The sequence below is a fragment of the Oxalobacter paraformigenes genome, assembly GCF_000158475.2.
GTDB classification, from domain to species: Bacteria; Pseudomonadota; Gammaproteobacteria; order Burkholderiales; family Burkholderiaceae_D; genus Oxalobacter; species Oxalobacter paraformigenes.
The window spans coordinates 56,881-83,321 of sequence record NZ_KI392031.1; the positions used below are offsets into that span (position 1 = coordinate 56,881).

Annotated in this window: 21 protein-coding genes and 2 tRNA genes; 14 read left to right on the top strand and 9 right to left on the bottom strand. The window is 51.8% G+C overall.

Features of this window, described 5'->3' with window-relative positions:
• The first annotated feature begins 15 nt into the window (after nt 1-15).
• Entirely contained in the window at nt 16-5,904 is a 5,889-nt protein-coding gene (locus tag OFAG_RS12725; protein ID WP_020994804.1) for an EAL domain-containing protein, read from the top strand.
• A 560-nt stretch (nt 5,905-6,464) separates the two neighbouring features.
• On the opposite strand, the gene OFAG_RS03575 is transcribed toward OFAG_RS12725, so the two are convergent.
• Nucleotides 6,465-6,540 (bottom strand) — tRNA-Lys (locus OFAG_RS03575).
• Between the two features lie 86 nt (nt 6,541-6,626).
• Here OFAG_RS03575 and tsaD point away from each other — a divergent pair.
• A complete protein-coding gene (tsaD, locus tag OFAG_RS03580; protein ID WP_020994805.1) occupies nt 6,627-7,655 on the top strand; it encodes a tRNA (adenosine(37)-N6)-threonylcarbamoyltransferase complex transferase subunit TsaD in 1,029 nt (342 codons plus the stop codon).
• Nucleotides 7,656-7,677: 22 nt separating this feature from the next.
• On the opposite strand, the gene OFAG_RS03585 is transcribed toward tsaD, so the two are convergent.
• Entirely contained in the window at nt 7,678-8,901 is a 1,224-nt protein-coding gene (locus OFAG_RS03585; RefSeq protein WP_005877880.1) for an acetate/propionate family kinase, read from the bottom strand.
• A 379-nt stretch (nt 8,902-9,280) separates the two neighbouring features.
• Between OFAG_RS03585 and rquA the strand changes: the two genes are divergently transcribed.
• The 12 genes from rquA (at nt 9,281) to OFAG_RS03665 (ending at nt 21,227) form a co-directional block, all read left to right on the top strand.
• Nucleotides 9,281-10,084: a rhodoquinone biosynthesis methyltransferase RquA gene (gene rquA / locus OFAG_RS03595; protein ID WP_005877878.1), complete on the top strand. Its 804-nt coding sequence runs from the start codon at nt 9,281-9,283 to the stop codon at nt 10,082-10,084.
• A gap of 85 nt (nt 10,085-10,169) precedes the next feature.
• A complete protein-coding gene (gene rpsP / locus OFAG_RS03600; RefSeq protein ID WP_005877876.1) occupies nt 10,170-10,409 on the top strand; it encodes a 30S ribosomal protein S16 in 240 nt (79 codons plus the stop codon).
• Between the two features lie 22 nt (nt 10,410-10,431).
• Nucleotides 10,432-10,971 carry a ribosome maturation factor RimM gene (gene rimM, locus OFAG_RS03605; protein WP_005877874.1) on the top strand — a complete coding sequence of 180 codons (540 nt, stop codon included), beginning with the start codon at nt 10,432-10,434 and terminating at the stop codon, nt 10,969-10,971.
• Nucleotides 10,972-11,016: 45 nt separating this feature from the next.
• A complete protein-coding gene (trmD, locus tag OFAG_RS03610; protein WP_005877872.1) occupies nt 11,017-11,784 on the top strand; it encodes a tRNA (guanosine(37)-N1)-methyltransferase TrmD in 768 nt (255 codons plus the stop codon).
• Nucleotides 11,785-11,887: 103 nt separating this feature from the next.
• Complete coding sequence (rplS, locus tag OFAG_RS03615; protein ID WP_005877866.1) at nt 11,888-12,265, top strand: 50S ribosomal protein L19; 378 nt, start codon at nt 11,888-11,890, stop codon at nt 12,263-12,265.
• 67 nt (nt 12,266-12,332) lie between these two features.
• A complete protein-coding gene (locus OFAG_RS03620) occupies nt 12,333-13,001 on the top strand; it encodes a CoA pyrophosphatase (protein WP_005877864.1) in 669 nt (222 codons plus the stop codon).
• 173 nt (nt 13,002-13,174) lie between these two features.
• Nucleotides 13,175-14,122 carry a CobD/CbiB family protein gene (locus OFAG_RS03625; RefSeq protein WP_005877862.1) on the top strand — a complete coding sequence of 316 codons (948 nt, stop codon included), beginning with the start codon at nt 13,175-13,177 and terminating at the stop codon, nt 14,120-14,122.
• A gap of 45 nt (nt 14,123-14,167) precedes the next feature.
• A complete protein-coding gene (locus tag OFAG_RS03630) occupies nt 14,168-16,408 on the top strand; it encodes a RelA/SpoT family protein (protein WP_020994806.1) in 2,241 nt (746 codons plus the stop codon).
• A gap of 210 nt (nt 16,409-16,618) precedes the next feature.
• Nucleotides 16,619-16,813, top strand: a complete 195-nt coding sequence (locus OFAG_RS03635; RefSeq protein ID WP_005877859.1) for a hypothetical protein — start codon at nt 16,619-16,621, stop codon at nt 16,811-16,813.
• Between the two features lie 75 nt (nt 16,814-16,888).
• Nucleotides 16,889-17,281, top strand: a complete 393-nt coding sequence (locus OFAG_RS03640; protein WP_155979178.1) for a hypothetical protein — start codon at nt 16,889-16,891, stop codon at nt 17,279-17,281.
• Nucleotides 17,282-17,762: 481 nt separating this feature from the next.
• Nucleotides 17,763-17,996: a hypothetical protein gene (locus tag OFAG_RS03650; protein ID WP_020994808.1), complete on the top strand. Its 234-nt coding sequence runs from the start codon at nt 17,763-17,765 to the stop codon at nt 17,994-17,996.
• Nucleotides 17,997-19,046: 1,050 nt separating this feature from the next.
• On the top strand, nt 19,047-21,227 hold the full coding sequence (locus OFAG_RS03665) for a malate synthase G (RefSeq protein WP_005877857.1): 2,181 nt from the start codon (nt 19,047-19,049) through the stop codon (nt 21,225-21,227).
• Between the two features lie 1,259 nt (nt 21,228-22,486).
• On the opposite strand, the gene OFAG_RS13655 is transcribed toward OFAG_RS03665, so the two are convergent.
• From OFAG_RS13655 to ruvC, 7 genes are all read right to left on the bottom strand, one after another.
• Nucleotides 22,487-22,993: a hypothetical protein gene (locus tag OFAG_RS13655; RefSeq protein ID WP_147617713.1), complete on the bottom strand. Its 507-nt coding sequence runs from the start codon at nt 22,991-22,993 to the stop codon at nt 22,487-22,489.
• Nucleotides 22,994-23,243: 250 nt separating this feature from the next.
• Nucleotides 23,244-23,330, bottom strand: a tRNA-Leu gene (locus tag OFAG_RS03685).
• 31 nt (nt 23,331-23,361) lie between these two features.
• Nucleotides 23,362-23,691 carry an antibiotic biosynthesis monooxygenase family protein gene (locus tag OFAG_RS03690; protein ID WP_005877855.1) on the bottom strand — a complete coding sequence of 110 codons (330 nt, stop codon included), beginning with the start codon at nt 23,689-23,691 and terminating at the stop codon, nt 23,362-23,364.
• Nucleotides 23,692-23,737: 46 nt separating this feature from the next.
• Nucleotides 23,738-24,172, bottom strand: coding sequence for an 8-oxo-dGTP diphosphatase MutT (gene mutT, locus OFAG_RS03695; protein WP_005877854.1), 435 nt, complete (start codon nt 24,170-24,172; stop codon nt 23,738-23,740).
• Nucleotides 24,169-25,233, bottom strand: a complete 1,065-nt coding sequence (gene ruvB, locus OFAG_RS03700; protein WP_005877853.1) for a Holliday junction branch migration DNA helicase RuvB — start codon at nt 25,231-25,233, stop codon at nt 24,169-24,171. The genes mutT and ruvB overlap by 4 nt, the downstream gene beginning before the upstream one ends.
• Before the next feature lie 26 nt (nt 25,234-25,259).
• Complete coding sequence (gene ruvA / locus OFAG_RS03705; RefSeq protein ID WP_005877852.1) at nt 25,260-25,841, bottom strand: Holliday junction branch migration protein RuvA; 582 nt, start codon at nt 25,839-25,841, stop codon at nt 25,260-25,262.
• 32 nt (nt 25,842-25,873) lie between these two features.
• Nucleotides 25,874-26,419 carry a crossover junction endodeoxyribonuclease RuvC gene (gene ruvC, locus OFAG_RS03710; protein ID WP_005877851.1) on the bottom strand — a complete coding sequence of 182 codons (546 nt, stop codon included), beginning with the start codon at nt 26,417-26,419 and terminating at the stop codon, nt 25,874-25,876.
• Nucleotides 26,420-26,441 lie beyond the last annotated feature (22 nt).

A 26,441-nucleotide genomic window follows, 5' to 3' on the forward strand; every position in this document is an offset into this window, starting at 1 on the left:
CTTTAAGGCTTGCAAATGGATCGGTTATTTGAAAAACGATTCGTGTCGAATTCGGCAGACGGTATTGCAACCGTCGTTTCAGATCGGGAAATGACATTGCTTAATGCCAATGAGTCGTTTTGCGCGCTTGCCGGCATAGCGGCCGAAAAAGGGCAGACCGGGCACAGCCTGTCGGATTTGTTGAAGCCGGAGGCGGGAAAAGCGCTTCGGGAAGCCTTTTCCCTGAATTTGCCCTGGTTTACGTGTAAAGAGGTGGCGTTTGAAAAAACGGCCACAGACGCCCCTGTTTTCCGGGTGACCGGAATTCGCATTGAAGGATGCGCCTGTGAAAAAACTTGGCCTGTTTATCATCTCGTTTTTTCGGATGATTCCGCTATCCACAAATTGAGACGGACTGTCGATTTCGAAAAAAGGAAACAGGACATCATTTCCAGCCTTTCGGAAGATATCACTTTCGAATATGACTATCTTTCGGACACGATTGTTTTTGCGGACAAATACCGGTCGGTTTTCGGTTCCGATCCTGCCATGCGGTTTTTCCGGAAACGTTTGCTCGATAATGATTGGATCGATAACCTGACGGAAACGTTCCGTGAACAGTTTTGCGAAATGCGGCCTTCGTCGGAAGAACCGGCCGACGCAAGGATCAACACGAAAAACGGTGAGTACAGATGGTTTTCTTTTTTCTGTACAAGGCTGGAAGACGAGAATGGCAAACCGGTCAAGGCAGTCGGTCTCATACGGGATATCGACAGCCAGAAGAAAGAACGCTTGCGTCTGCTGGACAAATCGCGTCTGGACCCCATGACAGGCTTGCTGAACAAAATCGCAGCGGAAGAGATGATCCGTTCGGCAATGGCGGCGGCGACTCCGGATAACATGGGTGTCTTGCTGATGATCGACATCGATTCTTTCAAGAACGTCAACGATACCTGGGGGCATCTTGCCGGTGATGAAGTCATCTTGCAAATTGTGCAGCAGTTGCGTCGGACTTTCCGTGAACACGATATCATCGGAAGAGTCGGCGGGGATGAATTTCACGTTTTCATGCGGGATGTCAAGGACGCGGCATTTGTTGACGAAAAAGCGCGGGGGCTCTGTCTGGCAGTCCAGAACCTTTTCTCTGGCGAGAATGACGGACGTGTCGTTACAATCAGTATCGGGATCGCGATCACCGGGGAGAATAAAACCTATAACGAAATTTACAGGCAGGCAGATATTGCGCTGTACCGCGCCAAGGCCAGCGGAAAAAACCGTTTCGTTTTTTATGGACAGGAATTATTGCAGGAGGTTTCCAGACCGTACAATGTCGTTTCTCCCCTCAAGGTCAATTCGGCGCGCGACAGGATACTGGTCGATATTATCGATATCCTTTTTAGCGTGCCCGATCTGCGCAAAGGGATAGACAAGGTAATGGAGTTTATCGGGAACGCCTTGCAGGTGGGCCGCATTTCCATCTTCGAGAAGTCGCTTGATCTGAAGAAAATCAGCATGACCCATGAATGGGCCTTGCGACCGGAATGGCGCAGCGGGGAACGGTACAGGGATTGCGATGTTGAAGCACTGAACATGCCGAAGTCTTGCGATGCCAACGGTATTTATTATTGCAGCGACATGAGCCAGTTGCGGGAAGCGGAAAAATCCTTTCTCAAGGGGGCACCGGTTTTTTCCTATCTTCAGTGCGATATTGTTCAGGACGGGCAAACGGTGGGGTACATCGGTTTTGAAGAACGCAGCCGGAAGCGGATATGGACCCGGCAGGAAATTGACGCCCTGATCCTGATGTCCAAACTGATCGGAGAAAGTATCCGGCAGCATCAGTCTGTCAGCCTTCTGCGCCACAGTTACAACACGACAAGAAGCATTCTGGATGGCCTGAATGGTGCCTACATTTATGTCATTGATGAGAACAGGAATCTTCTGTACCTCAATGAGGGAGCGGCAAAGGAGTATCCTCAGATCAGGGCGGGGATGAGATGTTATGTCGCCTTGAAAAACCGGGAGACCCCCTGTGAAACCTGTCCGGAAGCCATCGTTCGCGAGAAAGGCTGTTTCAGTTCGGTATTGCACGATACGCCATTTGGCAAGTCCATGAATGTTTCCGTTTCCCGGGCTCTCTGGGAAAACCGGGAATGGGTGTATATCGCCCTGTTTTCCGAACATCTGCCAACTGTCGAGGAGCGTAAACAGCAACAGAAACGGGCGACCTACATCGCCGCGCTCTGCAATACTTGCGACCACATTGCCGACATTGATACTCAAACAGGACAGTGCGAAATACTGGCATTTGCCGAAAACAGGCGCAGTTACGATTTGCCGGAATCGTGCGATTATCCCTCCTTTTTCGAGTTCGTCTCCAGATCGTACGTCAAGGAAGAATTCCGGGAGCCGCTTCTGAAAAAGTTCAGCCTGCAAAATATGCTGGAGGCTTTTTCAAAAGGCATGCCCAGCATCGCCATGGAATATGAACTGTTGAATAACACGGATGAAACTCCTGTCTGGAAAGAGCGGACGGCTTTTCCTTACCAGCTGAATGACGGTTCGCTTCACATTCTCTTCCACATCCGGGACATTACTGAAAAGAAGCAGGAAGAATGGCGGAGAAAACAGGATGAAAACAGTTTCATTGCCGCTCTTCAAAGCAATTATGCGGAAATCTACCATATCGATCTGGAAAGTGACCGGATTTCTCCCTTGTACTATAACAAGGATCAGATTCCCATTCCGTCAGGATCCATGAGTTTCACCGAATTTGTGCGCAAGCGGGCAGCTGACAGGGTGCATCCCGATGATATGCAGGCGGTTCGGGAGTTTTACAGTCTGGAGAATTTACGAAAGAAAACAGCTCTTTTCGATGTGCCAGAACTGGAATACCGGAAAAGACAGACGATAGAGGGGGAATACCGGTGGGTGGTCGCTACCGTTCGTCCGGTACAGGACAAAAACGGGAAGGCCGTCCTTTTCCTGAGAGACGTGACCCGTTTGAAGACAATGGAACAGACGGTGCGTGGACTCGAGAGGCGATATAACGCCGTATTCCGCCAGACTGTCGATATATTTACCGAAATCAGTCTTGAAACGGAAACGTATTCAAGAACGTTTTTTCAGGCCGGGAAAACGGATTCTTTTACGCATGGACAGTACCCGCGTGATTTCAGCCATTTTCTTGAGCTGGTCCATCCGGACGATCGGGAAAAGGTGAATGCCTGTCGCAATATGCAGGCCCTTTGCGAGGCTTACGGTAATGAAGAAAAAACCAATTTCTGCCTGTACCGGATTCTTTCGAATGGCGAATATATCTGGATTTCCAGCAGAGTGTTTTTTCTCTGTGAAGACAATACCGTCTCCGCCTTTATTCTGGCCAGAGACGTTACTGTGCAAAAGCGGATTGAAGAAGAGCGCCATATTGAATCCCAACGGTTCAACATGGCCATCAGAAATACTTATAGCGAAATTTACGAAACCGATCTGGAGCGCAACCTCACCCGGCTGATTTATCAGAACAGTGATGTGTTGGTGCCTCCTGGCGAGAATGAAAAACTGGAGGATTTTGCCGAAAGATGCATTCATCCTGAAGACAGACTCTATTTCACCGCGCAGATCATGGACAAAAACCTGTCGGAACGCTTCGCAAGGGGAGAAACCGAAATACATGGGGAATACCGGCGTCTCGGAAGCGACAAACAATGGCATTTTGTTTCGGCCATCATTGTCCCTCTTTTCGGAAGCTATGAAAAGAGGCCGCAGAAGGGGTTGTGTTTCATACGCGATATTTCTGAAAAGAAAAAGCTGGAAAAGCAGCGACGGATTGCGGAACAATACGATCAGGCGCTTCGTCAGATATATAATGAACTTTACGAGGTCAATGTGACAACGGATTCCTACCGGATCGTTTATCACGTCGACAACAAGTACAAGACGCCCGCGAGTGCTGGCAGGTTGAGTGACTGTATTGTGGAAGTCTCCGAAAACATGATTCATCCTGAAGACGCGCCGCGTTTTCTGGCGTTTTTCGATCTTGACCTTGTGCGGAAAAGTTTCCGGGACGGGCAGGAATACCGTATCGCCGAATTCAGAAAATTGTGGCTTGACGGTACGTATCACTGGGCCTCATTGACCGTTTTCCCTCTTCCGGCCGATGAAAGCGGCGACGAGATGTATCTCGTTTTCATTATGGATATCGACGACAAGAAACGGGCAGAGGAAGTTGCATTGCAAAAAGAGTTTCTTGAAAAACAGCGTACTGCCGACGAGCGTTACAAAACCATTATTGAACAGACAGATACGCTGGTTTTCGAATGGATCATGGAAACGGGTTCACGTTATCTTTCTCCCGAAATACCTCTCCGGTTTGCCGGACGTTACGATGAACGGGATCTGTTGCACATCTGGCGAGACGATGGAGTCATTCACGCAGACGACTTGTCCATGCTGGATGAACTTAAAGCCGCCATTCATGAGCGCAGTCATGTGGAAATGGTGGCGCGTTTTAAAAAACGGGACGGCCATTACGCATGGCATCGCATCACGCTTTCGTGCCTGTATGATCGGGAAGGCAAGCCAAGACGTTACATCGGCACAATCAACGATATCGATAATGAAACCCGTTCCGTTAAGGCGCTGAAGTACCGTGCTGAATTCGATGTGCTGACCGGCATTTACAATATGCAGACGTTTTACGACCGGGCATCGCAGATGATGGAGTCGGCGCCCGGGCAGCAATTTTATATTGTCCGGCTCGATATCGACCGTTTCAAGGTCATTAACGATCTTTACGGCCTTGAAGAAGGGGACTGCCTTTTGAAAACAATTGCAGCCATGTTGTCGGAAAAACTGAAAGAACGGGCGGTTTATGGCAGGATCAGCGGCGATATATTTTGTGCCTGTGTCGATTGCAGCAGGGAACAGGTTATTGAATTCGTGCAGGAAATCGCTGCGGCACTGGCCGAGTATCCTCTGGCCAGCAAGGTCATTCCCTCCTTTGGCATCTGCCGGGTCGATAATGTCCGGACGCCGATCAATGTCCTGTGTGACTGGGCGAATCTGGCGCTGAAAACGGTCAAGGGGAGTTTTTATCCTTTTTACGCTTTTTACGATGAAACGTTAAGGGATCAGATTCTCTCGGAAAAGAAAATCGAAAACGAAATGGATGCCGCACTGGAGAACAGGGAATTTGTGCTTTATTTCCAGCCGAAAGTTGATATCGCCACTTCACGCATTGTGGGAGCCGAAGGGCTGGTGCGTTGGCAGCACCCGTCTGAAGGCACGATTCCGCCGGATCAATTCATTCCATTGTTCGAGAGAAACGGATTCATCATTCAACTGGACGAGTTTGTTTGGGAACAGGCATGTGTTTGCCTGCGCAAATGGATTGATCAGGGGCGTGAGCCGGTACCAATCTCCGTCAATGTTTCGCGCATGCATATTCACGACGAGGGGCTGTCGGCCAAACTGGCCAGCCTGATCGGCAAATACAACTTGTCTCCGAAATGGCTGGAACTGGAGCTGACGGAAAGCATTTTCTTTGAAAATGCCGATTTGCTTGTAAGAACTGTCCAAAATCTTCAGAAAGAGGGGTTCCGTTTTTCACTGGATGACTTCGGCGCAGGGTATTCGTCGCTGAATATGCTGAAAAGCCTTCCGGTCGAAACGATCAAGCTCGATCGCGGTTTTTTTAATGAAGTCATTGTGACTTCGCGGGGGAAAACGGTAGTGGCACATACCATATCGCTGGCGAAAGCGCTGAATATCGACGTGATTGCCGAAGGCGTTGAAAACCGGGAGCAGACGGAGTTTCTTCTTGGAGCGGGTTGTTCGCTGGCACAGGGGTATTATTATTCACCACCGGTTTCTGCAACGGAGTTCGAGATAATGGCCTTTGAGAAAAAATATCTCCGTCCCTGATGCAATAGCGTTTCCCTTGCGAAAATACCTGGTGACCCGATACAGGAAGCCCGCCTCCTTGAGGGATCAGGCTGATTTGGCGGTTTCAAGGGGTGCGGATAACGGAAGATTGACTGAACAATCGACAGGACAGGCGATCAGAGTAGTGCCTTCGTAACGGAAGGCTTCGTTCAGCAAGGAAACGGGATCGTCCGCTTTTCCGGCCAGTTTGCCGCGGGCGCCAAAGCTTTCGACGGATTTTTTCGAGGAATCGGCCGCATGCGCACGAATGGCGCCGTATCCGGCGGAAACGGGGGATAGTGGGCCAGTTTATCCCATCAGGCGCTATTTCAACCTGCTTCGGATGGGCCGCGGCAGTCTTTTGTACAGACAGGAAGCGGGTCGGCTTCAGCCTGTGCTGTTTGAAAAGACTGCACCGGGTGTTTGGGAAAATACCGTCATACGCCTGCAAGATAGCATTTTGCCGCGTATCAGAGGAAGGGGAAAAAGAAAACGTCTTGTGCGCTGGCACAATGAAGGCAAAAAAAATCCACTGAAAAATCAGTGGATTTTCATGATTCTGGTAGGCCGTGGGCGGCTCGAACGCCCGACCAACGGATTAAAAGTCCGCTGCTCTACCAACTGAGCTAACGACCCGAAAGACCTGCATTATAGAGATCGATAGATGAAAGTGTCAAGAACTTGATAGAATATCGTCCTCATTTTTGAACATTTCTTATCTCATGATTGTATTGGGCATTGAATCGTCCTGCGATGAAACGGGAATCGCGATATACGATACGGAAAAAGGCCTTCTTTCGCATGCGCTTTATTCACAAGTCGCCTTGCATGCCGAGTATGGCGGCGTCGTTCCGGAACTGGCGTCACGCGACCATATCCGTCGTATTGTCCCGCTTCTTGAACAGGCGTTTGAAAAGGCGTCGCTTGTTCCGGCCGACATCGACGCCATCGCCTATACACAGGGGCCGGGACTGGCAGGCGCACTCTTGGTAGGCAGTTCGGTCGCGTCCGGTCTCGGGCTGGCATTGGGAAAACCGCTCATCGGCGTCCACCATCTTGAAGGCCATCTTCTTTCGCCGCTGCTGGCGAAAAATCCTCCTGTTTTTCCTTTTGTCGCCTTGCTGGTTTCCGGCGGACATACCCAGCTGATGAAGGTTGCCGGTGTCGGGTGTTATGAATTGCTGGGTGAAACGCTGGACGATGCCGCAGGCGAAGCGTTCGACAAATCGGCCAAACTGCTTGGTCTTGCTTATCCGGGCGGCCCGGAAATCTCGAAACTGGCTGAGAAAGGACGGCCCGGAATTTTTCAGTTGCCACGGCCGATGCTGCATTCGGGAGACTTGAATTTCAGTTTTTCAGGATTGAAAACGGCTGTTCTGACGACGCTAAAGAGAGAAGGGGGCGCATCAGACGAACAGGCGAAGGCCGATATCGCCCGCGCTTTTGTGGACGCCCTGGTCGACGTGCTGGCCACGAAATGCGCTGCGGCGCTTCGCCAGACAAAATTGAGGCAACTGGTGGTAGCCGGAGGAGTCGGGGCGAATCGCCAGTTGAGAGAGACGCTGGACAATATGGCGGTCAAAAAGCGTTTCAGCGTGTTTTATCCCGAGCTGGAATTCTGTACGGATAACGGCGCGATGATCGCGTTTGCCGGCGCCATGCGGCTGAAGCATAATCCGGATGCGGCCCATCCGGATTATGGTTTTACAGTCAGACCGCGCTGGCCACTTGAAGAACTGGCGGCAGGCTAGTTAAACGTGCCTGTTTTACCGTTCATTTTTTCTGCATTTCGCATTGGGCTGACAGACGGGCGCCGTGCCGGGCAATCATCAGTTCTTCGTAAGTCGGCAGAATCCAGATCGAGACAGGACTGGTGTCCCGGCTGATTTTCAGTTCGCCCAGCTGATTGGCGCGTTCGTCCAGTTCAAGACCGAGCCAGTCGAGTTGCTCGCAAATGGCTGCCCGGATTTCTGGCGAACGTTCACCGATACCTGCCGTGAAAACGAATGCATCAAGACCGCCGCAGGCCGCGGCAAGCGAACCCGTTTCGCGAACGACCCGATAGACAAACAGGTCGATCGCCGTCTTTGCCGAAGGCGCGTCGCTCGCCATCAAGTCCCGGACATCGTTGCTGATGCCCGATACGCCGAGAAGCCCGGATTGCTGGTAAAGCAGAGTCTCCAGTTCCCGGGCATCCATGTTTTCGTATTGCAAAAGATAAAGAATAACGCCGGGATCGAGCTGACCGCACCGTGTTCCCATGACCAGCCCGTCAAGAGCCGAGAAGCCCATAGTGCTGGCCACGCTTTTCCCGCCGACCATGGCGCACATGCTGGCGCCGCTGCCAAGGTGGGCGATAATGGTTCTGCCCATGGCGGCATGCATGTCGATGTGCTTCAATTCCATACTGACGTATTCAAAGGAAAGACCGTGGAATCCGTAGTGAAGCAATCCCTTGTCGGTCAGCGATTGCGGAAGACCGTACAGTCTGGAGATGTAGGGGTTCGTTTTGTGAAAGGACGTGTCGAAACAGACGATCTGGCAAAGGCCGGGGTAGCGCTCGGCCAGTGTGTCGATTACCTTGAGAATGCGCGGCTGGTGAAGCGGGGCCAGCGGAATGAGCGTGCGCAGATTGTCAAGTATGGACGGTGTAACGATAATCGGTTCATCATACAGGGTTCCTCCGTGAAGCATGCGGTGGCCGACGGCGCTCAGGCGGTTGGGCGCCAGAAATTTTTCGATCCATTCGATCAGGAATTCCAGCAGGGTTTCCAGCGATGCATTCGTTTCCCAGCGATGCTCGTCCATCTTGTATTTGTCGTCGTCATAGGCAATGAAGTAAGGCTTGCTGCTGCCGATGCCTTCTATTCCGCCATCGGTGCGGCGTTCGAGACGGCCGTCTTCCGTTTCCGCGAAAAGCGAGTATTTGAGGCTTGATGAACCGGCATTAATGACCGCGAAAAAACGCTGGCTGGACATGTTGTTCGCTTCACTCATCTGTTTTCTCCCGTACGGGTTCTGTTTGGGCAACCGGAAGCAAATCCGGTCAATTCATGCCATACAAGGCAGATACGACTCCTGTAATAATAGCCTGATATCGGCTGTGCCAGTCCGGTTTGGCGGGAAAGGCAGGCATTCTTTCCCAAAAGAGGCAGTTTAGAAGAAAACGGACGAACGATTTTGTCGCGAAACATGAATTTGCCGATTCCGAAAAAAACCGAAAACGGCCGCCTTTTCTCCCGAGGGAAGGAACTGGCCCGGCGTTTCACACAGGTAAGTACGGTTTTTCAAGCTTTGGCGGAAATAGGATAAAATCGGAATATTGCTTATTATCCATATAGCCAGGCATGTCCGGAGAAAGCGGGCAGACAAGGGAATGAAAACATCAGAACCAACGCCAAGCGGCATTGCCGCGTTCAGGGAACCCGGCGTTCCCGTCGAAATCCCTGCTTACTTGCACAAGATTTACTGGTGGGCCTATGAACATCCACTGGCTGTGCGTTTCTGGGATCACGGTTTTCTCATCAATTTCATTTTGCTGGGCAATTACGACCGGCTGGTCAATGCGGTGCTTGACGAGTTTCCCGACGGATTGTCTGGCACCACATTGCAGATTTCGTGTGCTTACGGAAAGCTGACGCCACGTTTGCAAAACGGATTGAACGGCGATTCGCGGCTGGATGTTATCGACGTTTTGAATGTCCAGCTTGAAAATGTGCGCAAAAAACTGAAACAACCTGACGGCAGGGTCAGACTGATACAGTGCGACGCCACCCGGCTCGACTGTCCCGACGCTGCTTACGATCAGGCGCTGATGTTTTTTCTGCCTCATGAATTGCCCGAAGACAAGCGGCGCCAGGCCCTGTCGGAAGCGGTAAGGGTGGTCAAGCCCGGCGGGAAAATCATACTGGTTGAATTTCACAAGCCGGCATGGTGGCATCCTCTTCGGTTTTGGCAACGCCTCGTCTTTTTCCTTTTCGAACCGTTTGCAACCGATATGTGGCGTCATGAACTGACCCATTATCTGCCGGAAGAATATCGCTGTTCCATTGCAACACACACTACCTATTTCGGCGGTCTGTACCAGAAGCTGGTTCTCGTCAGAGACAACTGGAAAAATATTCCTTTGGCAGGCGGGACAGAAGAAGCGTCTTTTCCCTTTTCCGGCGGAATCGAGTAGTGCTGTCGCAAATAAACTATTGCTTTGAAGCGAATTCGGATATAATCTCAGGATTTTTCCGTTCGAACTTTTTTTTGGAAGACTTATGGTCGTTATTCGTTTAGCTCGTGGCGGCGCCAAAAAGCGTCCTTTTTATCAAATCGTTGCAGCCGATTCGCGCAATCGCCGTGATGGCCGTTTTATTGAACGGCTCGGTACTTACAATCCGTTCGCGGCGGAAAACGAACAGGGTATCCGTATCGCAACCGATCGCCTGGCTTACTGGCAGAGCGTTGGCGCCAAGCTGTCTCCAACCGTAGCGCGTCTGGTTGCCGCAGCCAAATAATCACGTTTCCTTTTGGACGGAATTGGAACCCGCCGGCAACCCGCAGATTCCCGCCGATCTGGTTGAAGTCGGCCATGTCGGTGGTGCCTATGGCATTCGTGGCTGGGTAAGGATAAAGCCATATTCTGCCGGGGCCGAGGCTCTTTTGGCCGTCAAGGAGTGGTGGCTGGATTCATCCGGGTCGCGCGAAGTGAAAGTCTTGCAGGCAAGATGGCAGGGCGCTGATGTTGTGGCGTGTCTGGCCGGGGTGTCGGATCGCGATGCAGCCGAAGCTTTGCGGGGCGCGGTTGTCCGTATATCACGACGCCATTTCCCCGCTCCGGATGAGGGCGAGTATTACTGGGTTGATCTGATCGGGCTTGCCGTTTTCAACCGGCAGGGCGACTGTCTGGGAACCGTCAAAGGGCTGATGGATAATGGCGCCCATCCCGTTTTGCAGATAGAAACCGGTATGCCGGAAGACAAAAAGCGGGAACTTTTGATTCCGTTTGTGGAGCGGCATGTCGGTAAAATCGATATCGAAAACAGAAAAATGACGGTTGACTGGGAACTGGATTATTAAACACAGGTCGTTTCTTATGATTTCTTTTTTCAGGAAAGATCGGTGATGCAGTTCGATGTGGTCACGCTTTTTCCCGAAATGTTTGCCGCCCTGACCGGATCGGGAATAACCCGGCGGGCTTTTGAAGAAAACAGGTGTTCCCTGACTTTGTGGAATCCGCGCGATTTCACGCATGACCGGCACAGAACGGTTGATGACCGGCCTTATGGCGGTGGTCCCGGCATGGTCATGATGGCGCAGCCACTGGAAGAAGCGATTGTTGCGGCAAAGGAAAGGTTGCAAGGGGCGGGTGTCGATAATGCCAGGGTCATTTATCTTTCGCCCCAGGGCAAGCCTTTGGATCATAAAAAGGTCATGGAGCTGGGGGAATCGGCCGGGCTGATTCTCCTTTGCGGGCGGTATGAAGCGATTGACCAGAGGCTGATTGACCGGCATGTGGATGAGGAAATCAGTATGGGCGATTTCGTCCTCTCCGGCGGTGAAATACCTGCGATGGCTTTGATGGATGCCATTGTCCGGCAGTTGCCGGGGGTGTTAAATGATGAATTGTCGGCAGTGGAAGACAGTTTTGTTTCCGGCATTCTGGATTGCCCGCATTTCACGCGCCCGCCGCAGTACAGGGGAGTTGCCGTTCCCGATGTGCTGATGGCAGGCAATCATGCCGAAATTGCCAGATGGCGCCGTCGTCAGGCATTGCTGATGACGCGGAAAAAACGTCCCGATCTGCTGGAGAAAGCGGAAAGGGAAGGGAAACTGTCTGAAGAGGACAAAAGGTTTTTAAGCAGTAGCAGTTGGTGTATAGTAGGAGAGTGAGCTTTCGCTCGCGTTTATTAACCGTCATCCTATACCGGGTACCCGTCATAAAGACAAAAAAGGATTCGTCCAGTACGCCGGCACGATGACATGAGGAGTTGAAATGAATCTGATTGAGCAGTTAGAAAAAGAAGAAATCGAACGTTTGGGAAAAAACATTCCTGAATTCGCACCGGGCGATACCGTTGTCGTCAATGTGATGGTTGTTGAAGGCAATCGCAAACGTGCGCAGGCTTATGAAGGCGTGGTCATTTCCCGTCGCAATCGTGGCCTGAATTCCAATTTCATCGTTCGCAAGATTTCTTCGGGTGAAGGGGTGGAACGGACTTTCCAGCTTTATTCTCCACTGATCGCTTCCATTGAAGTCAAGCGTCGTGGTGATGTCCGGCGCGCGAAGCTGTATTACTTGCGTGAGCGTTCAGGCAAGTCTGCACGTATCAAGGAAAAATTGCCCAGCCGGAGCGCCAAGAGCGCCGAATAATTGAGCGTTGATTCAATGACGAAGGGGGCATCAGGGATGCCCCCTTTTTGTATTGTCAGGAGCAAATATGGCCAAATTGGGTTTTGATCCGGAAAAATTGCCTGTCGATTCGATAGGCGCCGGAGAAGCTGTTCCGGATGAACGCCTGAATCCGGAATGGATACGGAACCGGTTTTCCAATCCTCCGGTCTGGACGCCGGAAATCAATGCGGAACCGGCTTTCGTTCATCGTGATCGCTGGATACCGGCGGCCGTACTGGTGCCGCTTGTCGATCGGCAGGATGGTTTGTCGCTCATGCTGACGCAGCGGGCCATGCATATGCACGATCATCCAGGGCAGATCAGTTTTCCCGGCGGCCGCGTCGATCTGACCGACAGTACCCGCATTGAAACAGCCTTGCGTGAAATGGAAGAAGAAGTCGGAATTGATCGCAGTCATGTCGATATTCTGGGAACGCTGCCGGAATACCGGACAGGAAGCGGATACCGGGTGACACCCGTGGTTTCCATTGTCACGCCGCCTTTCGATACGCACACTAATCCGGATGAAGTCGCGGAGGTGTTTGAAGTGCCTTTTCCTTTTTTCATGAACGGAACCAATTATCAGCTCAGGTCGGCGGAATTTCCCAATGGAGCAGGCAAAAGGACTTTTTATACGGTACCGTATGAGAACCGTTTTGTCTGGGGCGCTACGGCGGGAATGTTGCGGAATTTATACCATTTCCTGAAAGCGTAGTTGCCACGAAACGGGTTTTTGGGCGGCGATGGACGGTTCCGGCAAGAGGGAAACGGTGTTTGGCAGATTGGGGAACCAGGTTGAAGGATCCGTTTTCCGCCCGGCTTTCCGGTGTTTGATTATGCTATCCGGCTGGGTTATTGTATCGATAAGACGGCTCATCCGGAATTTTCATGATTTTTTTCTCCATTCTTTGCGCGCTGCTGATCGACCATTTCAGGCCGATGCGAAACGGCAATCTTTTTTTCAGATCGATGCGCGCAGTTGCCACTCATGTCAGAAACTGGTGCGATACGGGCCTGATCCATCATGCCAGGATGGGCTGGGCAACAGTCGTCGCGTTCTTTGTATTTCCGGTGCTCGCAATTTACTGGATATGTCTTTCGATTCATCCGTTTTTCGGTTTGTTGTGGAATATCCTGATCCTGTATTTGTGCATGGGATTTCGTCATTACAATCATTATTTTACTGCCATTCAAATGGCATTGTTAAATGGAGAAAACAGTCAGGCGCGAAACTTGCTTTCGGAATGGTGCGGTTGCCGGATGGAGGAAGCGGAGGATGGGGAGATAACGCACCTTGTTATCGAAAAATCGCTGGTAACGGTTTTGAAAGATGTGTTTGGCGTTATTTTCTGGTTTGTTTTGCCTTTCGGTCCAGCCGGCGCCGTTTTTTATCGGGTCTCCGCCTGTTTGCAAACGTACTGGCAGGAGAAAAAGGAAAAGGGTGACGATTTTGGCATGTTTGCCGAAAAAATGTTTTACTGGATAAACTGGTTGCCGGTCAGGCTGGCGGCTGTTTCGTTTGCCATGGTGGGAAATTTTGAAAACGCCATTTATGGATGGAAAAATTTCTCCGGGTACTGGAAAAACAGGAATGTCGGCGTTCTGCTGGCATCTGCCGGGGGCGCGATGGGAGTCAGGCTTGGAATGGTTGCTAACGAAAAGAATGTTTCGCATGGTGTCCTGTCTGTGAATGTGTCTGGTGCCGGACAGGATTTGCCGCCCGGGGAAGAACCGGCCATCCGGTTTTTACAAAGTACGCTGGGATTGATATGGCGAACCTTGTTGTTGTGGCTGATAGTGCTCTTTCTTTTTACAATGGCGTTTTATCTGGCATGAACAGTTGCACGGCGATGTGACGTGTGGAATGACGATGGATGGATTATGGTTTCTTCAGTACTGATTAACGAAGCGGTTGAGAATCTGACAGCGGGGCTTGTCAAAGAAGACGCGAAACTCGTTATGGATGCCTATGCGTTTGCGCGGGAATCCTACGCGGACATTAGTCTGGACAGCGGGCAGTCTGCTGCTGAATTTTCCAAGAGTATTGGTTTGATACTGGCAGAATTAAACAGCGATGCCCAGACACGTATTGCAGGCCTGCTGGCCGTATTGCCGAAATATCATCCCGAAGTGGCCGATCAGATCGAATCCCGTTTCGGTACGGAAGTGTCGAATCTGGTGGACAGCGTCCGGAAACTCTTTAAATTGCGGGATTTGACTGGCGGTCTTGAAGAAATCGGACATGGAAAAAATGCCGCCCAGATAAGAAAGGCGCAGGCGGAAACCTTGCGCAAGATGTTGTTGGCGATGGCGGCCGATATGCGCGTCGTCATGATCCGGCTGGCGGCAAGGATGGCGGCTTTGCGTTATCTGGCCCGAAAAAAGGAAGACAACGACGCCAGCCGTCACTACGCGAAAGAAACGCTTGAAATTTACGCGCCTTTGGCCAACCGGTTGGGCATCTGGCAGGTGAAGTGGGAACTGGAAGATCTCGCTTTCCGCTTCATTGATCCGGAGGCCTACCGTACTATTGCGAAAAATCTGGAAGAAAAACGGACTGAGCGCGAAGAATTTATCCGCAAGACGATGGATCGCCTGAAAAAGGAACTGGATGCCGCCGGCATCAAGGCGGACGTGACCGGTCGTCCCAAGCATATTTACAGTATTTATAACAAGATGCGGGGAAAATCGCTGGATTTTTCGCGCATGTACGATTTGCGCGCTTTTCGCGTGATCGTTTCCGACATCAAAACCTGCTTTACCGTGCTGGACATTATTCACCGGCTCTGGACGCCGATTCTGAAAGAATTCGACGATTACATTTCACGGCCAAAGCCGAACGGTTATCAGTCGCTGCATACCGTTGTCGTGTCGGAAAACGGCCAGCCTTTCGAAGTCCAGATCAGGACACAGGAAATGCATCGTCTGGCTGAATTCGGTGTGGCCGCGCACTGGCGCTACAAGGAAACGGGCGGTTCGTCTTTCGTCGCTCAACAGTATGATGAAAAGATTTCGTTTCTCCGGCAGTTGCTGTCCTGGAAAACGGATGTGGACGATGCCGTAACGGAAGAAGGTTCCCACAAGGAATGGGCGGAAAAAATCAAGTCCACTACGCTGGATGACCGGATTTACGCCCTGACTCCACAGGCGCGTGTTATCGATTTGCCCAAAGGCGCCACTCCTATTGATTTCGCCTATCAGGTTCACAGTGATGTCGGCCATCGTTGCCGTGGCGCCCGTGTGGATGGCGTCATGGTTCCGCTGAATACGCCTTTGAAAAGCGGGCAGACGGTTGAAATTATCACCGCGAAGGGGGCGTCAGGAAATTTCGGTCCGTCGCGTGACTGGTTAAGTCCCGGTTATGCCGTCAATCCCAGAACACATGCCAAAATCAGGGCCTGGTTTAACGGTATCGAGTATCAGGAAACCGTTGCCAGTGGCAGGGCCATTATTGAAAAACTGCTCCAGCGCGAAGGGAAAACGGCGGTCAATCTGGAAGAGCTTGCCCGCAAGCTGGAATTTTCAAAGGTGGAAGAGCTGTTTTTTGCCGCCGGCAAGGAAAAGCTCAATTTGCGCAATGTCGAAATGGTGCTTCACGGTCAGGAGAGCGTGAAAGAAACCGGAAGCGATGACGATATCATTCGAAAGAGCCGGTCGTCCAGTGTCGCAAGCGGAGCAAAATCAGGCATTCTCGTTGTCGGAACGGAAGGGTTGTTGACACAGATGGCAAAATGCTGCAAACCGGCTCCTCCCGATCCGATAGTCGGGTTCGTCACGCGCGGAAAAGGCGTTTCCATTCACCGGAAAGACTGCAAGAATTTCCTGGAAATGGAAAGAAAAGCCCCGGAGCGGGTCATTCAGACAACCTGGGGGATACTGGAACCCGATACGGTTTATCCGGTGGATATAGACGTTCTGGCAGGAGACCGGCAGGGTCTGTTGCGGGATATCTCCGATGTCTTCATGCGGGAAAAGATCAATGTGATCGGTGTGCATACCCAAAGCAACAAAGGGCAGGCCCGAATGTCTTTCACTGTGGAAATCGTGTCGACGGAAAGCCTGAACAAGGCCATGCAGATGATCCGGGAAGTGGGAGGGGTAACACAGGTGAAACGTCATTGAATGGAAAGCAAAACCGGATGAAAATCTGTCTGTTCTGTTGTCTTTGAACAATTGCGGGAACGCGGCAGGATGTGCCCGAAGGGTTGTCCTTTCGATATATTCGCCTGCGGTCGAACGATTCCGGTTTAGCTGTTACACTACTGTATGGTTACAGTATTTGGTTTTCGGTCACTTTTATAACGGTTAATTGGTTTTTTGTTGGCACAATCGATGAAAAAATTGCGTAAATTGCATGTCTTTCTGGTTACCCTGTTGCTGGGTGGCGCCGTCATGTCGTATAAATTGTTCGATAGCAATTTTTCGGCAGACGGCTTTCATGAATGGGCGCTGGATTCCCTGCTGGTCGCAGCCATTATCGGCTTTATTGCCGTAAAATGGCTCAAGCATAAAGGCAAACTGGATTAATTGATGTTTGATATGGTTTGTCGAATTTTACAGAACAGGTTTTGACTGCAGTGCTGGCGAAACAGGAACGGAATCGTGTCCGTTTTATCTGCCACAGGCAGAAGTGAGCGCATTATGCCACCTCTTATCCATTTCAAGTCTGCCGTATTAAGGCGTTTTCTGCTGCTTCTTGTGTCTCCCCTTTATTTTCTGATCATTTTCGGTATCCGGATCGGCAAGTGTGTGGATTTGACCTTTTTCGATTCTTACGACGTGTTCCGCGCCGTCTGGAAAGGCCGGGTCGAGGAAGCGGAATTGCTGCCGTGCCCTTTTTGCGGGGGCAGGGCCAATCCTGACGGATGGAGGGCGAACGGGGGAGCGTCGGGGCCGTCATGCGATCAGTGCGGGGCTACGGCATGGTCTGCCTATACCTGGAATAGCCGTGTGCCGCTTTCGTCTGAGCATGTCCGGCAAGAAGAGCAGAATTGACTGTGGTAGCGTTTCGCTATCCGGCACGTTCCTTTCCCGATGTTTCAAATCGTTACCGTGCATTTTTCTGCAACAATGCGGGAAAAACGGGTTCCCGGCTTTTTGCGACAGCTGTTATGTCGTGTCAGGCGGTTTTTTCCGATGCTTCGATTGCATCATGCTGAACGGCGAATCGTTTGTTTCGCGAATGGAATTGATTTTTCTGTTCCCGTATCTTTTCGCTATCCGGCAACGGCGGGTAAATCCGGTTTCTTTCAGAAATGGCCCGGCCCGCTGTCACTGTGGCGTTCCTGAATCCGATATCCCCGGGTGAACCGGGCAATTGTGCGGGAGGAACCATTGACGGTTTTGCGGAAAAAAACAAAGCCATCGTGAACTGTTTTTGCGGATTTGTGGCCTGGCTATTGCGTTGTCCTTTTTCCGGAAAAGGTTTGGGCGATCCGGAACAGTATCGCCTGTTGTTTTTCCGGCGGGCATTCTTGTGAAAGAGCCCGTTTGCAAAAGCGGCAAAGGGAAAGTATTTCTGGAGACGGATGCCGGGCGAACGGTCTTTTTTCTTCTTCAGATAGGGGCGGCGATGCTCATTCTGGCGTTTTCAACGCCGCTGCTGTTTTTCATGATCATGATCGTCAATGGCCGCTATGGCCCTGCTGGGGCAGAAAAACGGCCCGGTAGCCATTCTCCTGTTTTTATTACGGTTCTTGTTGTTTCCTGACCATTGGGGCAGTTAATGAAGATATCGGACAAGCTCAGGGACAGGATTTCGCTTGCAGAGTGAAGTGCTGGCCACAGGGCAGGAATGGTGTCCCAAGCACTTTCTTTCGGTGCGGATGAGAATGGTTCAGGAGGCGACATGGAAAACACCAGAGTCCTTATGGACGATACCGTTTTTCTTCAGGTTGTTGCCCTGTTTTGTCCATCTTTCAGGATAGGCGCCGATCATTGGATCTGTCCTGTCCCGGCGGGAAAAATCATCTGTCTGGAGCGATAGCGTCTGAAAGGTACTGTCCGGCAGGCAAACGGATGCATGTAACGGGTAAGTTGCCGGATCTGCTTGTTCCGTTTCGGATTTTGTTGCCCTTGTTGTTTTTATCGGAAATGAGGCGGACATTTTGCCGGAACTTGCCTGAGCGGAAGGTCATGTCCGGCATCCTGTCTGTTTTTTACTGTTCAGGCTGTTCCGGAAGGTAAAAGGCGAAGGTTGACTGTTTTTCCGGATTTTACCGGATCGACTTGCCGGAAAGAACGTTTTTTGCAGGCATGACAGGGCGAATTTCCTGGACAGTTGCCGTCTGTGTACGGAGGCTGTCCGGTTTTTCCTGCGAATGCCGGGGAGATGGTTATGGCATATTCCTGAATACCCGGGCTGAATACGAACGGATAAGGACACAAGTGACGCGGTTTTGATGCATGGACGCCCCAAAAAGTCCTTTTGCGTGAATTAAGGGGACGGTTACATAAAAAATAGTGTGTCATTGTTGAACTTTATTGCTAACATATATACCCGTGAAAAAGAAGCGACCCTTCTCTCTGCGCACAAGTCGTGTTCATACAGGAACACGCGTTAAATGGGCAAATTGAGCAACTGTATCTGACAACGCATGATGTGTTTGCCCGGACAGGTAGCGGTAAGAGTCCGCTCCTGCCATTGCGCTTGCAAGAATGAAAAACATTCGCGCCATTGTTTATCTGCCAACCTGCATGGTAAAGGGTGGCGTAAAAAAGTTGTCAACACGCACAGATTAGGACATAAGAGAAACGTTATATGACAGAACGTAAAAAATGTTACCGTCTTCAGGTCGCTGAAAATCTGTATCGTTTCATTGAAGAGGAAGCGTTACCCGGTACAGGATTGGACAGCGACAGTTTTTGGCGCGGCTTTGACGCTATCGTCGATGAGATGACTCCTAAGAACCGCGCTTTGCTGGCAGAACGTGAACGCCTTCAGGAAGAACTGGACAGCTGGCATCGCCTGAACCCCGGCCCTATCCGGGATATGAAAGCATACAAGCAGTTTTTGAACAGTATCGGTTATCTGACGCCGGTGCCGGAAAAAGTCAGAATCGATCCCGAAAATATCGACGACGAGGTTTGCGTACAGGGAGGGCCGCAGCTGGTGGTTCCGCTCACCAATGCGCGGTATGTCCTGAATGCCGTCAACGCGCGATGGGCCAGCCTTTACGACGCGTTGTATGGTTCGGATGCCATCAGTGAAGAAAATGGCGCTGGCAAAAGCGGACCGTACAATGCGGTACGGGGCCAGAAAGTCATCGCCTATTGCCGGAGCAGGCTGGATGAATTCATTCCGCTGGCCGAAGGGTCACATCAGGACGCCGTCAGATATTATCTGAAGAACGGGCGGCTGGCCGTCGTATTGAAAGATGGAAAAGAAACGACGTTAAAGCAGCCTGAATGGCTGGTGGGGTATAACGGGAACCCCGATAATCCCGCATCGCTCTTGTTCAAGCAGCATCAGCTTCATTTCGATCTGCTTTTCGACAAGAATGATCCGATTTGCGCAAGCGACCCCGCCGGGATCCGCGACATTATTATGGAAGCGGCGACGACGACCATTCTGGATTGCGAAGATGCCGTGGCTGCTGTCGATGCCGATGACAAGGTTCTCGTTTACCGGAATCTTCTGGGTGTGCTGAAAGGCGATCTGGAAGAAAACGTCACCAAAAACGGAACGACTTTCGTGCGCCGGATGAACAAGGATCGCGAGTATCAGTCCGTTTCTTCCGATGAAAAGTTCGCTTTGCCGGGGCGTAGCCTGATGTTTGTCCGCAATGTCGGTCTGTTGATGCAGAATCCGGCGATTCTGGACGGCGACGAAAACGACATTTTCGAAGGTATCATGGATGCGGTGATCACGACACTGATTGCGAAACGCGATCTGGAGAGCAAGATCAGTTCCCGCCGTGGTTCGATTTATATCGTCAAACCGAAACTGCATGGTCCAAAAGAAGCGGCTTTCACGAATGAATTGTTTAACAAGGTCGAAGCCTTGCTGGGTTTGCCGCAATATACCGTCAAGCTCGGCATCATGGATGAGGAACGCCGTACAAGCGCCAATCTGAAAGCCTGTATTGCCGAAGTGCCTCATCGTCTGGCATTCATCAATACCGGTTTTCTGGATCGGACGGGCGACGAAATCCATACTTCCATGGAGGCCGGTCCCATGATCCGCAAAGGCGATATGAAAAAAACGCCCTGGATCAGCGCTTATGAAATCAATAACGTTCAGGTCGGTCTGGAGTGCGGCATGCGGGGGGTGGCACAGATCGGCAAGGGCATGTGGGCCGCTCCGGATCTGATGGCTGACATGATTGCCCAAAAAGGCGACCATTTGAGGGCGGGGGCCAACACGGCCTGGGTTCCATCCCCGATGGCTGCGGTTCTGCACTCCCTGCACTATCATCAGGTCAATGTCGAAAAGACACAGGAGGAAATGGAAAAGCAGCCTTTTGTGGACGTTCTGGACGATCTTCTGACCATTCCGGTTACCGCTCGGCCAGACTGGACAGCGGAAGAGATCCAGCAGGAACTCGACAACAACGCCCAGGGCATTCTCGGTTATGTTGTGCGCTGGGTCAATCAGGGAATCGGTTGTTCGAAAGTTCCCGATATCCGCGATATTGCCCTGATGGAAGATCGGGCCACCCTGCGGATTTCCAGCCAGCATATCGCCAGCTGGCTGCGTCATGGAGTGACGACGGTTCCGCAGGTAATGGATACCTTGAAGAGAATGGCCGTGGTGGTGGATCAGCAGAATGCGGACGATCCCACTTACCGGAAAATGACGGACGATTTCTGCCATTCTCCGGGGTTCAGGGCAGCATGCGATCTGGTTTTTAAAGGTTTGTCCCAGCCATCGGGCTACACCGATCCCTTGCTCCAGATCTGGAGGCAAAGGGCCAAGGAACAGTTCAAATGCTGTTGCTAGCAAAGGACAGTGCCTGATTGTGTTCTTTCAGGCAGTCGTACAGGAAAACCGGGATGATATCCCGGTTTTTTCATTCTTTATCGCTCGGATGTGCCCGTAAACGGGGATTGGCGAATGTTTTTTCAAAAATCCGGTTCTTTTTTGCGTGTGCTGAACAGACAATGGTTTTGGACAGGCTGTTCTGTGAAAAAGCGGCATGTCCGAATGGAATCGCCACCGTTGGGGAAGGATAAAAGGGAAGACGGGGGGGTGCGTTGCAGGGTGTGGCCAAAGGGCTTGTCAGGGGGCCGGTTTTTGGCTTTCGGCAATACCGGTTCCGGTTTCTGCTGCCTGTGCCTGAGTTGGGGGTGTTGTCCCGAAGACCGGTGTTTTCCGGCTGTTTTCTTTTTTGAGGTTTTTCCTGTTCGCTATAAGGGAGAAGGTAAAATGGTGTGGACGTTGCCATGAAAGAGGCAGGAAACGAACCACAGCGGTAAACAGAGGGCGATAGAAAAGCCCTGCATGAGATCGAGTATCTGCCAGACGGGTTGGGCAGGGTTTGTCCGGCAACGATGGAAGGGGAATGACTAACCGGAAATTAGGCGGCGCCAGCCGGGAAGGCCCTTGTTGTGCAGCCTGCCGTCAGAGGTGTTTTTATCCAACCTGTGTCTGAATGTCTTTACCGGCGGCAGAGGGTGCCAGGTTATTTGTCCAGGGTGTTGGATGAAAGCTTGAGTGTCCGTTCTCAATGGCCGAATCAGGCAAGAAAAGAATAAGATCGTGTGTTCTTAATAAAGAACGGTTCCTGTCGTGTGTTCCTGCCAGTGGCTCCGTTGTCCGGACTCAGCCAACAGGCAAGACAGGTCGCGCGGAAGAAGGGGCAGATAACGTGCTGTGGCTGCACCTCCTGTTGCTTCGCTTCTTGTCGGCCAGCCCATTGCCGTGGATGGAGGCTATGCCATAATGTAACGAGACAAGGCCATTTATAAGTAGAGAACGGCCGGGGAGCAATGCAGGTCGTTCTGTTCAAGGGAACGGTGTTGTGCGGGTTGCGCATTTTTATGTTTCTTCCGGGCTCGTTGCGTTTTGCGGGAATCGTCCGGGCAATGTCCTTGACGTTGGTTTTTCCCTGTTGGCAAGGCGTATTTCTTTACTGCGTAAAGAAATACGGACAGGGTGTTAAAGCCATACCTTGGGGAAAGCACGGCTCAAAAAGCTTCAATGGGCCACCACTTGTTACAGGTGGGCTATTGCGCTTCTGTGCCGGTGTGGAACAGGTTTCAAGGTGATGCCATACGGTCGGCAGTGTGGTGGTGGGCACAGTCAGGTTTCGGGAAGGAAAGGCAAATTCCATTTGCAATCCACGACAGACGGTGAGCGGTATCTGTGCAATTACGTTCTTGCGCAGGCAAATGCTTCCCCGATAGTACTACGGGTTTCAAGACTCCAAAAAGCTTCTTTCCGATGTGCTGGCGCAGAATACCCCAATACCCCTGAATTTTTTCGTCGTGACATGGAGCGGCAGCATATTGTTTCCCGAACCATCGCTTTGCCACCCACTTGGAGTTAGGAAGGTGCTCTTCCATTACAGGCAGGGCGGTTTGTTTTTCAGACTTCTTGATGCGTCGGGAGTATTTCCGGTCGCAAGCGCTTGCCAGCACGTTCTGCAGGCACCGGCCGGATTGATGTGCGCGTATCTGGCGGGGATCCGGAATTTTTACCCGTTCCCAAAGCGACAGGCCATTTGCCGGAACATGTTTTTTATCTTTCTCCTGATGCAGGCCCAAAGCCTGTTGCCGTCAGATTTTTGCCGGATTTTGTCACCGGCCCTGATGCTCCCGAGTCGGGTATTGGCCGGTTTTCCCATGTGGGCAAAATCTCCGGGCTGGCTGTAGGGTAAAACTTTACCGACCTTTTTACCTGCAAGAAACGGGAGTGACAATGTACCTGAAGAGACAGGTGAAGACCAGGACAAATCATGAAAACAAAATCCTGCAAGGCTTTTTGGCTCTTGCAGGATGGTGTGAAATTCTGAAGTGGTGCCGGGAGCCGGAATCGAACCGGCACGGTGTTTCCACCGGCAGATTTTGAGTCTGCTGCGTCTACCAATTTCGCCACCCCGGCGACGCCTGTGCATTATCCCCGATTTGCTCTTTCAGGGCAACTGAAACCCCTGTTCCGGAGAGTTTTTTGTCTCTAAAATCGTAAAGTGTTCCACAATAGGCGGACGGGCGAAGAATGGCCCGACAACACCTCGCCACTGGAGAAAAGCGGGCGATTCCCGGAAATCAACCGTGTGGTTTTCCAGTGTCTTCCAGTAATTCATCAGAACGTATCTTTCCGGCGATTCTATGCATTTGTTGATCTGGTAACCGATGAACCCTTTGGACGGGACAATATGTTCAGTGATACCGCGCAGAATGGCCTTATCGAATTCAGCCTGTTTGCCGGGCAGTATCAAAATATCGACTAGTTCAAGAATCATTCCTGTTTTCCTGTAAGTCAAATGAATAATTTTATCACTGAGACGATCATGCCGGGTTTGTTTCTGTTGTCGAGTGGGAATAGCGCAGTGCGTCAAGCCACTGGATGAGAGGAACGGTAGCGGGCAAGAGCGGTTCGACCCGGACAGTTCCCTGCCAGCTGAAGGATTGGCCTTCGCGGCTTTGAGGGAGTCCTTTCCATTGATGGCTGACGTAAAAGTGCAAGCGTACATGCGCATGGGGATAAACGTGTTCGACACAGCACCACGGCTCGGCGGCCAGAACGGTAATGCCCAGTTCTTCCATGAATTCCCGCTTCAGCGCTTCTTCGACCGTTTCACCTGCTTCGACTTTTCCGCCCGGAAATTCCCAGTAACCTTCATAAGCCTTGCCTGCTGGTCTTTGGGCCAGCAGGACATCGCCATTGTCTTTCATCAGAATACCGACGGCAACGTCGATCGGTCCGGATTTCTTCTGGCTCATTTTTCACGGTCGTCCCATAAATTGCCGGTGGGGTCGGAAGACGGCGCAACAACGCCGAAATGACGGTAAGTCGCGGTTGTGGCAATGCGGCCTCTAGGGGTTCTTTGCAGATAGCCCTGCTGGATCAGGTAAGGTTCCAGCACATCTTCGATTGTATCGACTTCTTCACCGATGGCAGCCGCCAGATTGGCGATGCCTACAGGGCCGCCGCTGAATTTGAACAGAACGGCTTCCAGAAGCTTGCGGTCCATCAGATCGAAACCGACCGGATCGACATCCAGCATTTTCAGGGCTGCATCGGCCATTTCACGGGTGATTTCTCCCGTTCCCTTGACTTCGGCATAATCGCGCACCCGCCGGAGCAGGCGATTGGCGATACGCGGCGTTCCCCGGGCACGCCGGGCAATTTCCCGCGCTCCATCCTCGACAATCGGCGCTTTCAGGAGCATGGCGCTACGGGTGACGATGCGGGTCAGATCGTCGATATCGTAGAATTCCAGCCGTGCCACCACGCCGAAACGGTCTCTTAACGGATTGGTCAGCATGCCTGCACGGGTCGTCGCTCCGATCAGGGTAAAAGGTTGCAGATCCAGCTTGACAGAACGTGCAGCCGGCCCCTCGCCGATCAGGATGTCGATCTGGTAGTCTTCCAGCGCAGGATAAAGGATTTCCTCGACAACCGGCGACATACGGTGGATTTCGTCGATGAAGAGAACGTCATTGGCTTCCAGATTGGTCAGAATGGCGGCCAGATCGCCGGGACGTTCCAGCACGGGGCCGGAAGTCTGGCGGAGGTTGACTCCCATTTCGCGGGCAATAATGTGGGCAAGCGTCGTTTTGCCGAGTCCCGGCGGCCCGAACAGCAGGGTATGATCGAGCGCTTCCTGCCGTTTTCTGGCCGCCGCGATGAAGATTTCCAGTTGTTCGCGCGTTTTGTGCTGGCCGACATATTCGCTCAGATACTTTGGCCGCAGCGCTCTTTCGACCGCTTCCTCATTCGGTGAAGCCGGGCTGGCGTCGATGATTCTTTTTTCGCTGAAATCGTCAGTTTGAATGCTCATGTAAAATCCGTTCCCGTTTTCGAAGATCACGCCTTGGACAGGGTCTTGAGCGCCATTTTAATGCCGTCCGATACATTGCAGTCGGCTGGTATCTGTTTGATTGCCGTAAGCGTTTCTTTCTCGGAATAACCCAGCGCCAAAAGCGCATTTTGTATGTCGGTCATGGAATCGTTCGATACCGCGCTTGGCGCAGCCGTCAATGAGGCGGAATCGAATTTTCCTTTCAGTTCCAGCAAGAGCCGCTCGGCTGTTTTTTTGCCGATGCCGGGGATCCGGGTCAGCCGTGTGGCGTCCTGCAAGGCGACAGCCTGAGCCATTTCAGCGACTGACAGGCCGGACAGAAGGGCCAGCGCGATTCGTGCCCCGATTCCCGTAATCCGTACCAGCTGTCTGAACAGGGTTCGCTCGTCCAGAGAGCCGAAGCCGTATAAAACATGCGCATCCTCCCGAATGGCCAGATGGGTGAAAAGCGTGACGTTTTCGCCGACTGCCGGAAGATTGTAGAAAGTGCTCATCGGCACGTCGATTTCATAGCCGACTCCCTGGCAATCGACCAGCAGTTGGGGGGGATTTTTTTGCAGTAGTGTGCCGTGAATGCGACCGATCATAAAGTAACCCAGACAAGTGAAAGGAAATTGTTTTACCGGATAAGTCTGCCACGCCGGATGCGAAAGGTGTTCTCATTGCTCAATACAGCCGCTTTTTCCAGTGCCTTGATGGCATCGAATCCATGAGCGTGGCAGATGGCGACGCCCAGGGCATCAGCTGCATCGCTTCCCGGTATGCCAGGGAGCGACAACAGCCGTTGCACCATTTCCTGAACCTGTTTTTTTTGCGCTTTGCCATGTCCGACGACGGCCTGTTTGATTTGAAGGGCCGTGAATTCGTAAACGGCCAGTTCGGAGGCAACCAGCGCACTGATGGCCGCTCCGCGCGCCTGCCCCAGAAGCAGCGTCGATTGCGGGTTGACGTTCACGAAAACCTTCTCGATCGCCGCGCAATCCGGCCGGTACTGCGTAATGATTTCATTGACTCCGTCGAAGATGGTTTTCAGTCTCAGCGGCAAACCGGCTTCGGCCGGCGTTTTGACGGTGCCGGATGCAATGTAGTGTAAGGCGTTTCCTTTTTTGTGGATAATGCCGAAACCGGTGGTTCGCAGGCCGGGGTCGATGCCGAGAATTTTCATGGCAAAGCCTTCAGCGTGACAT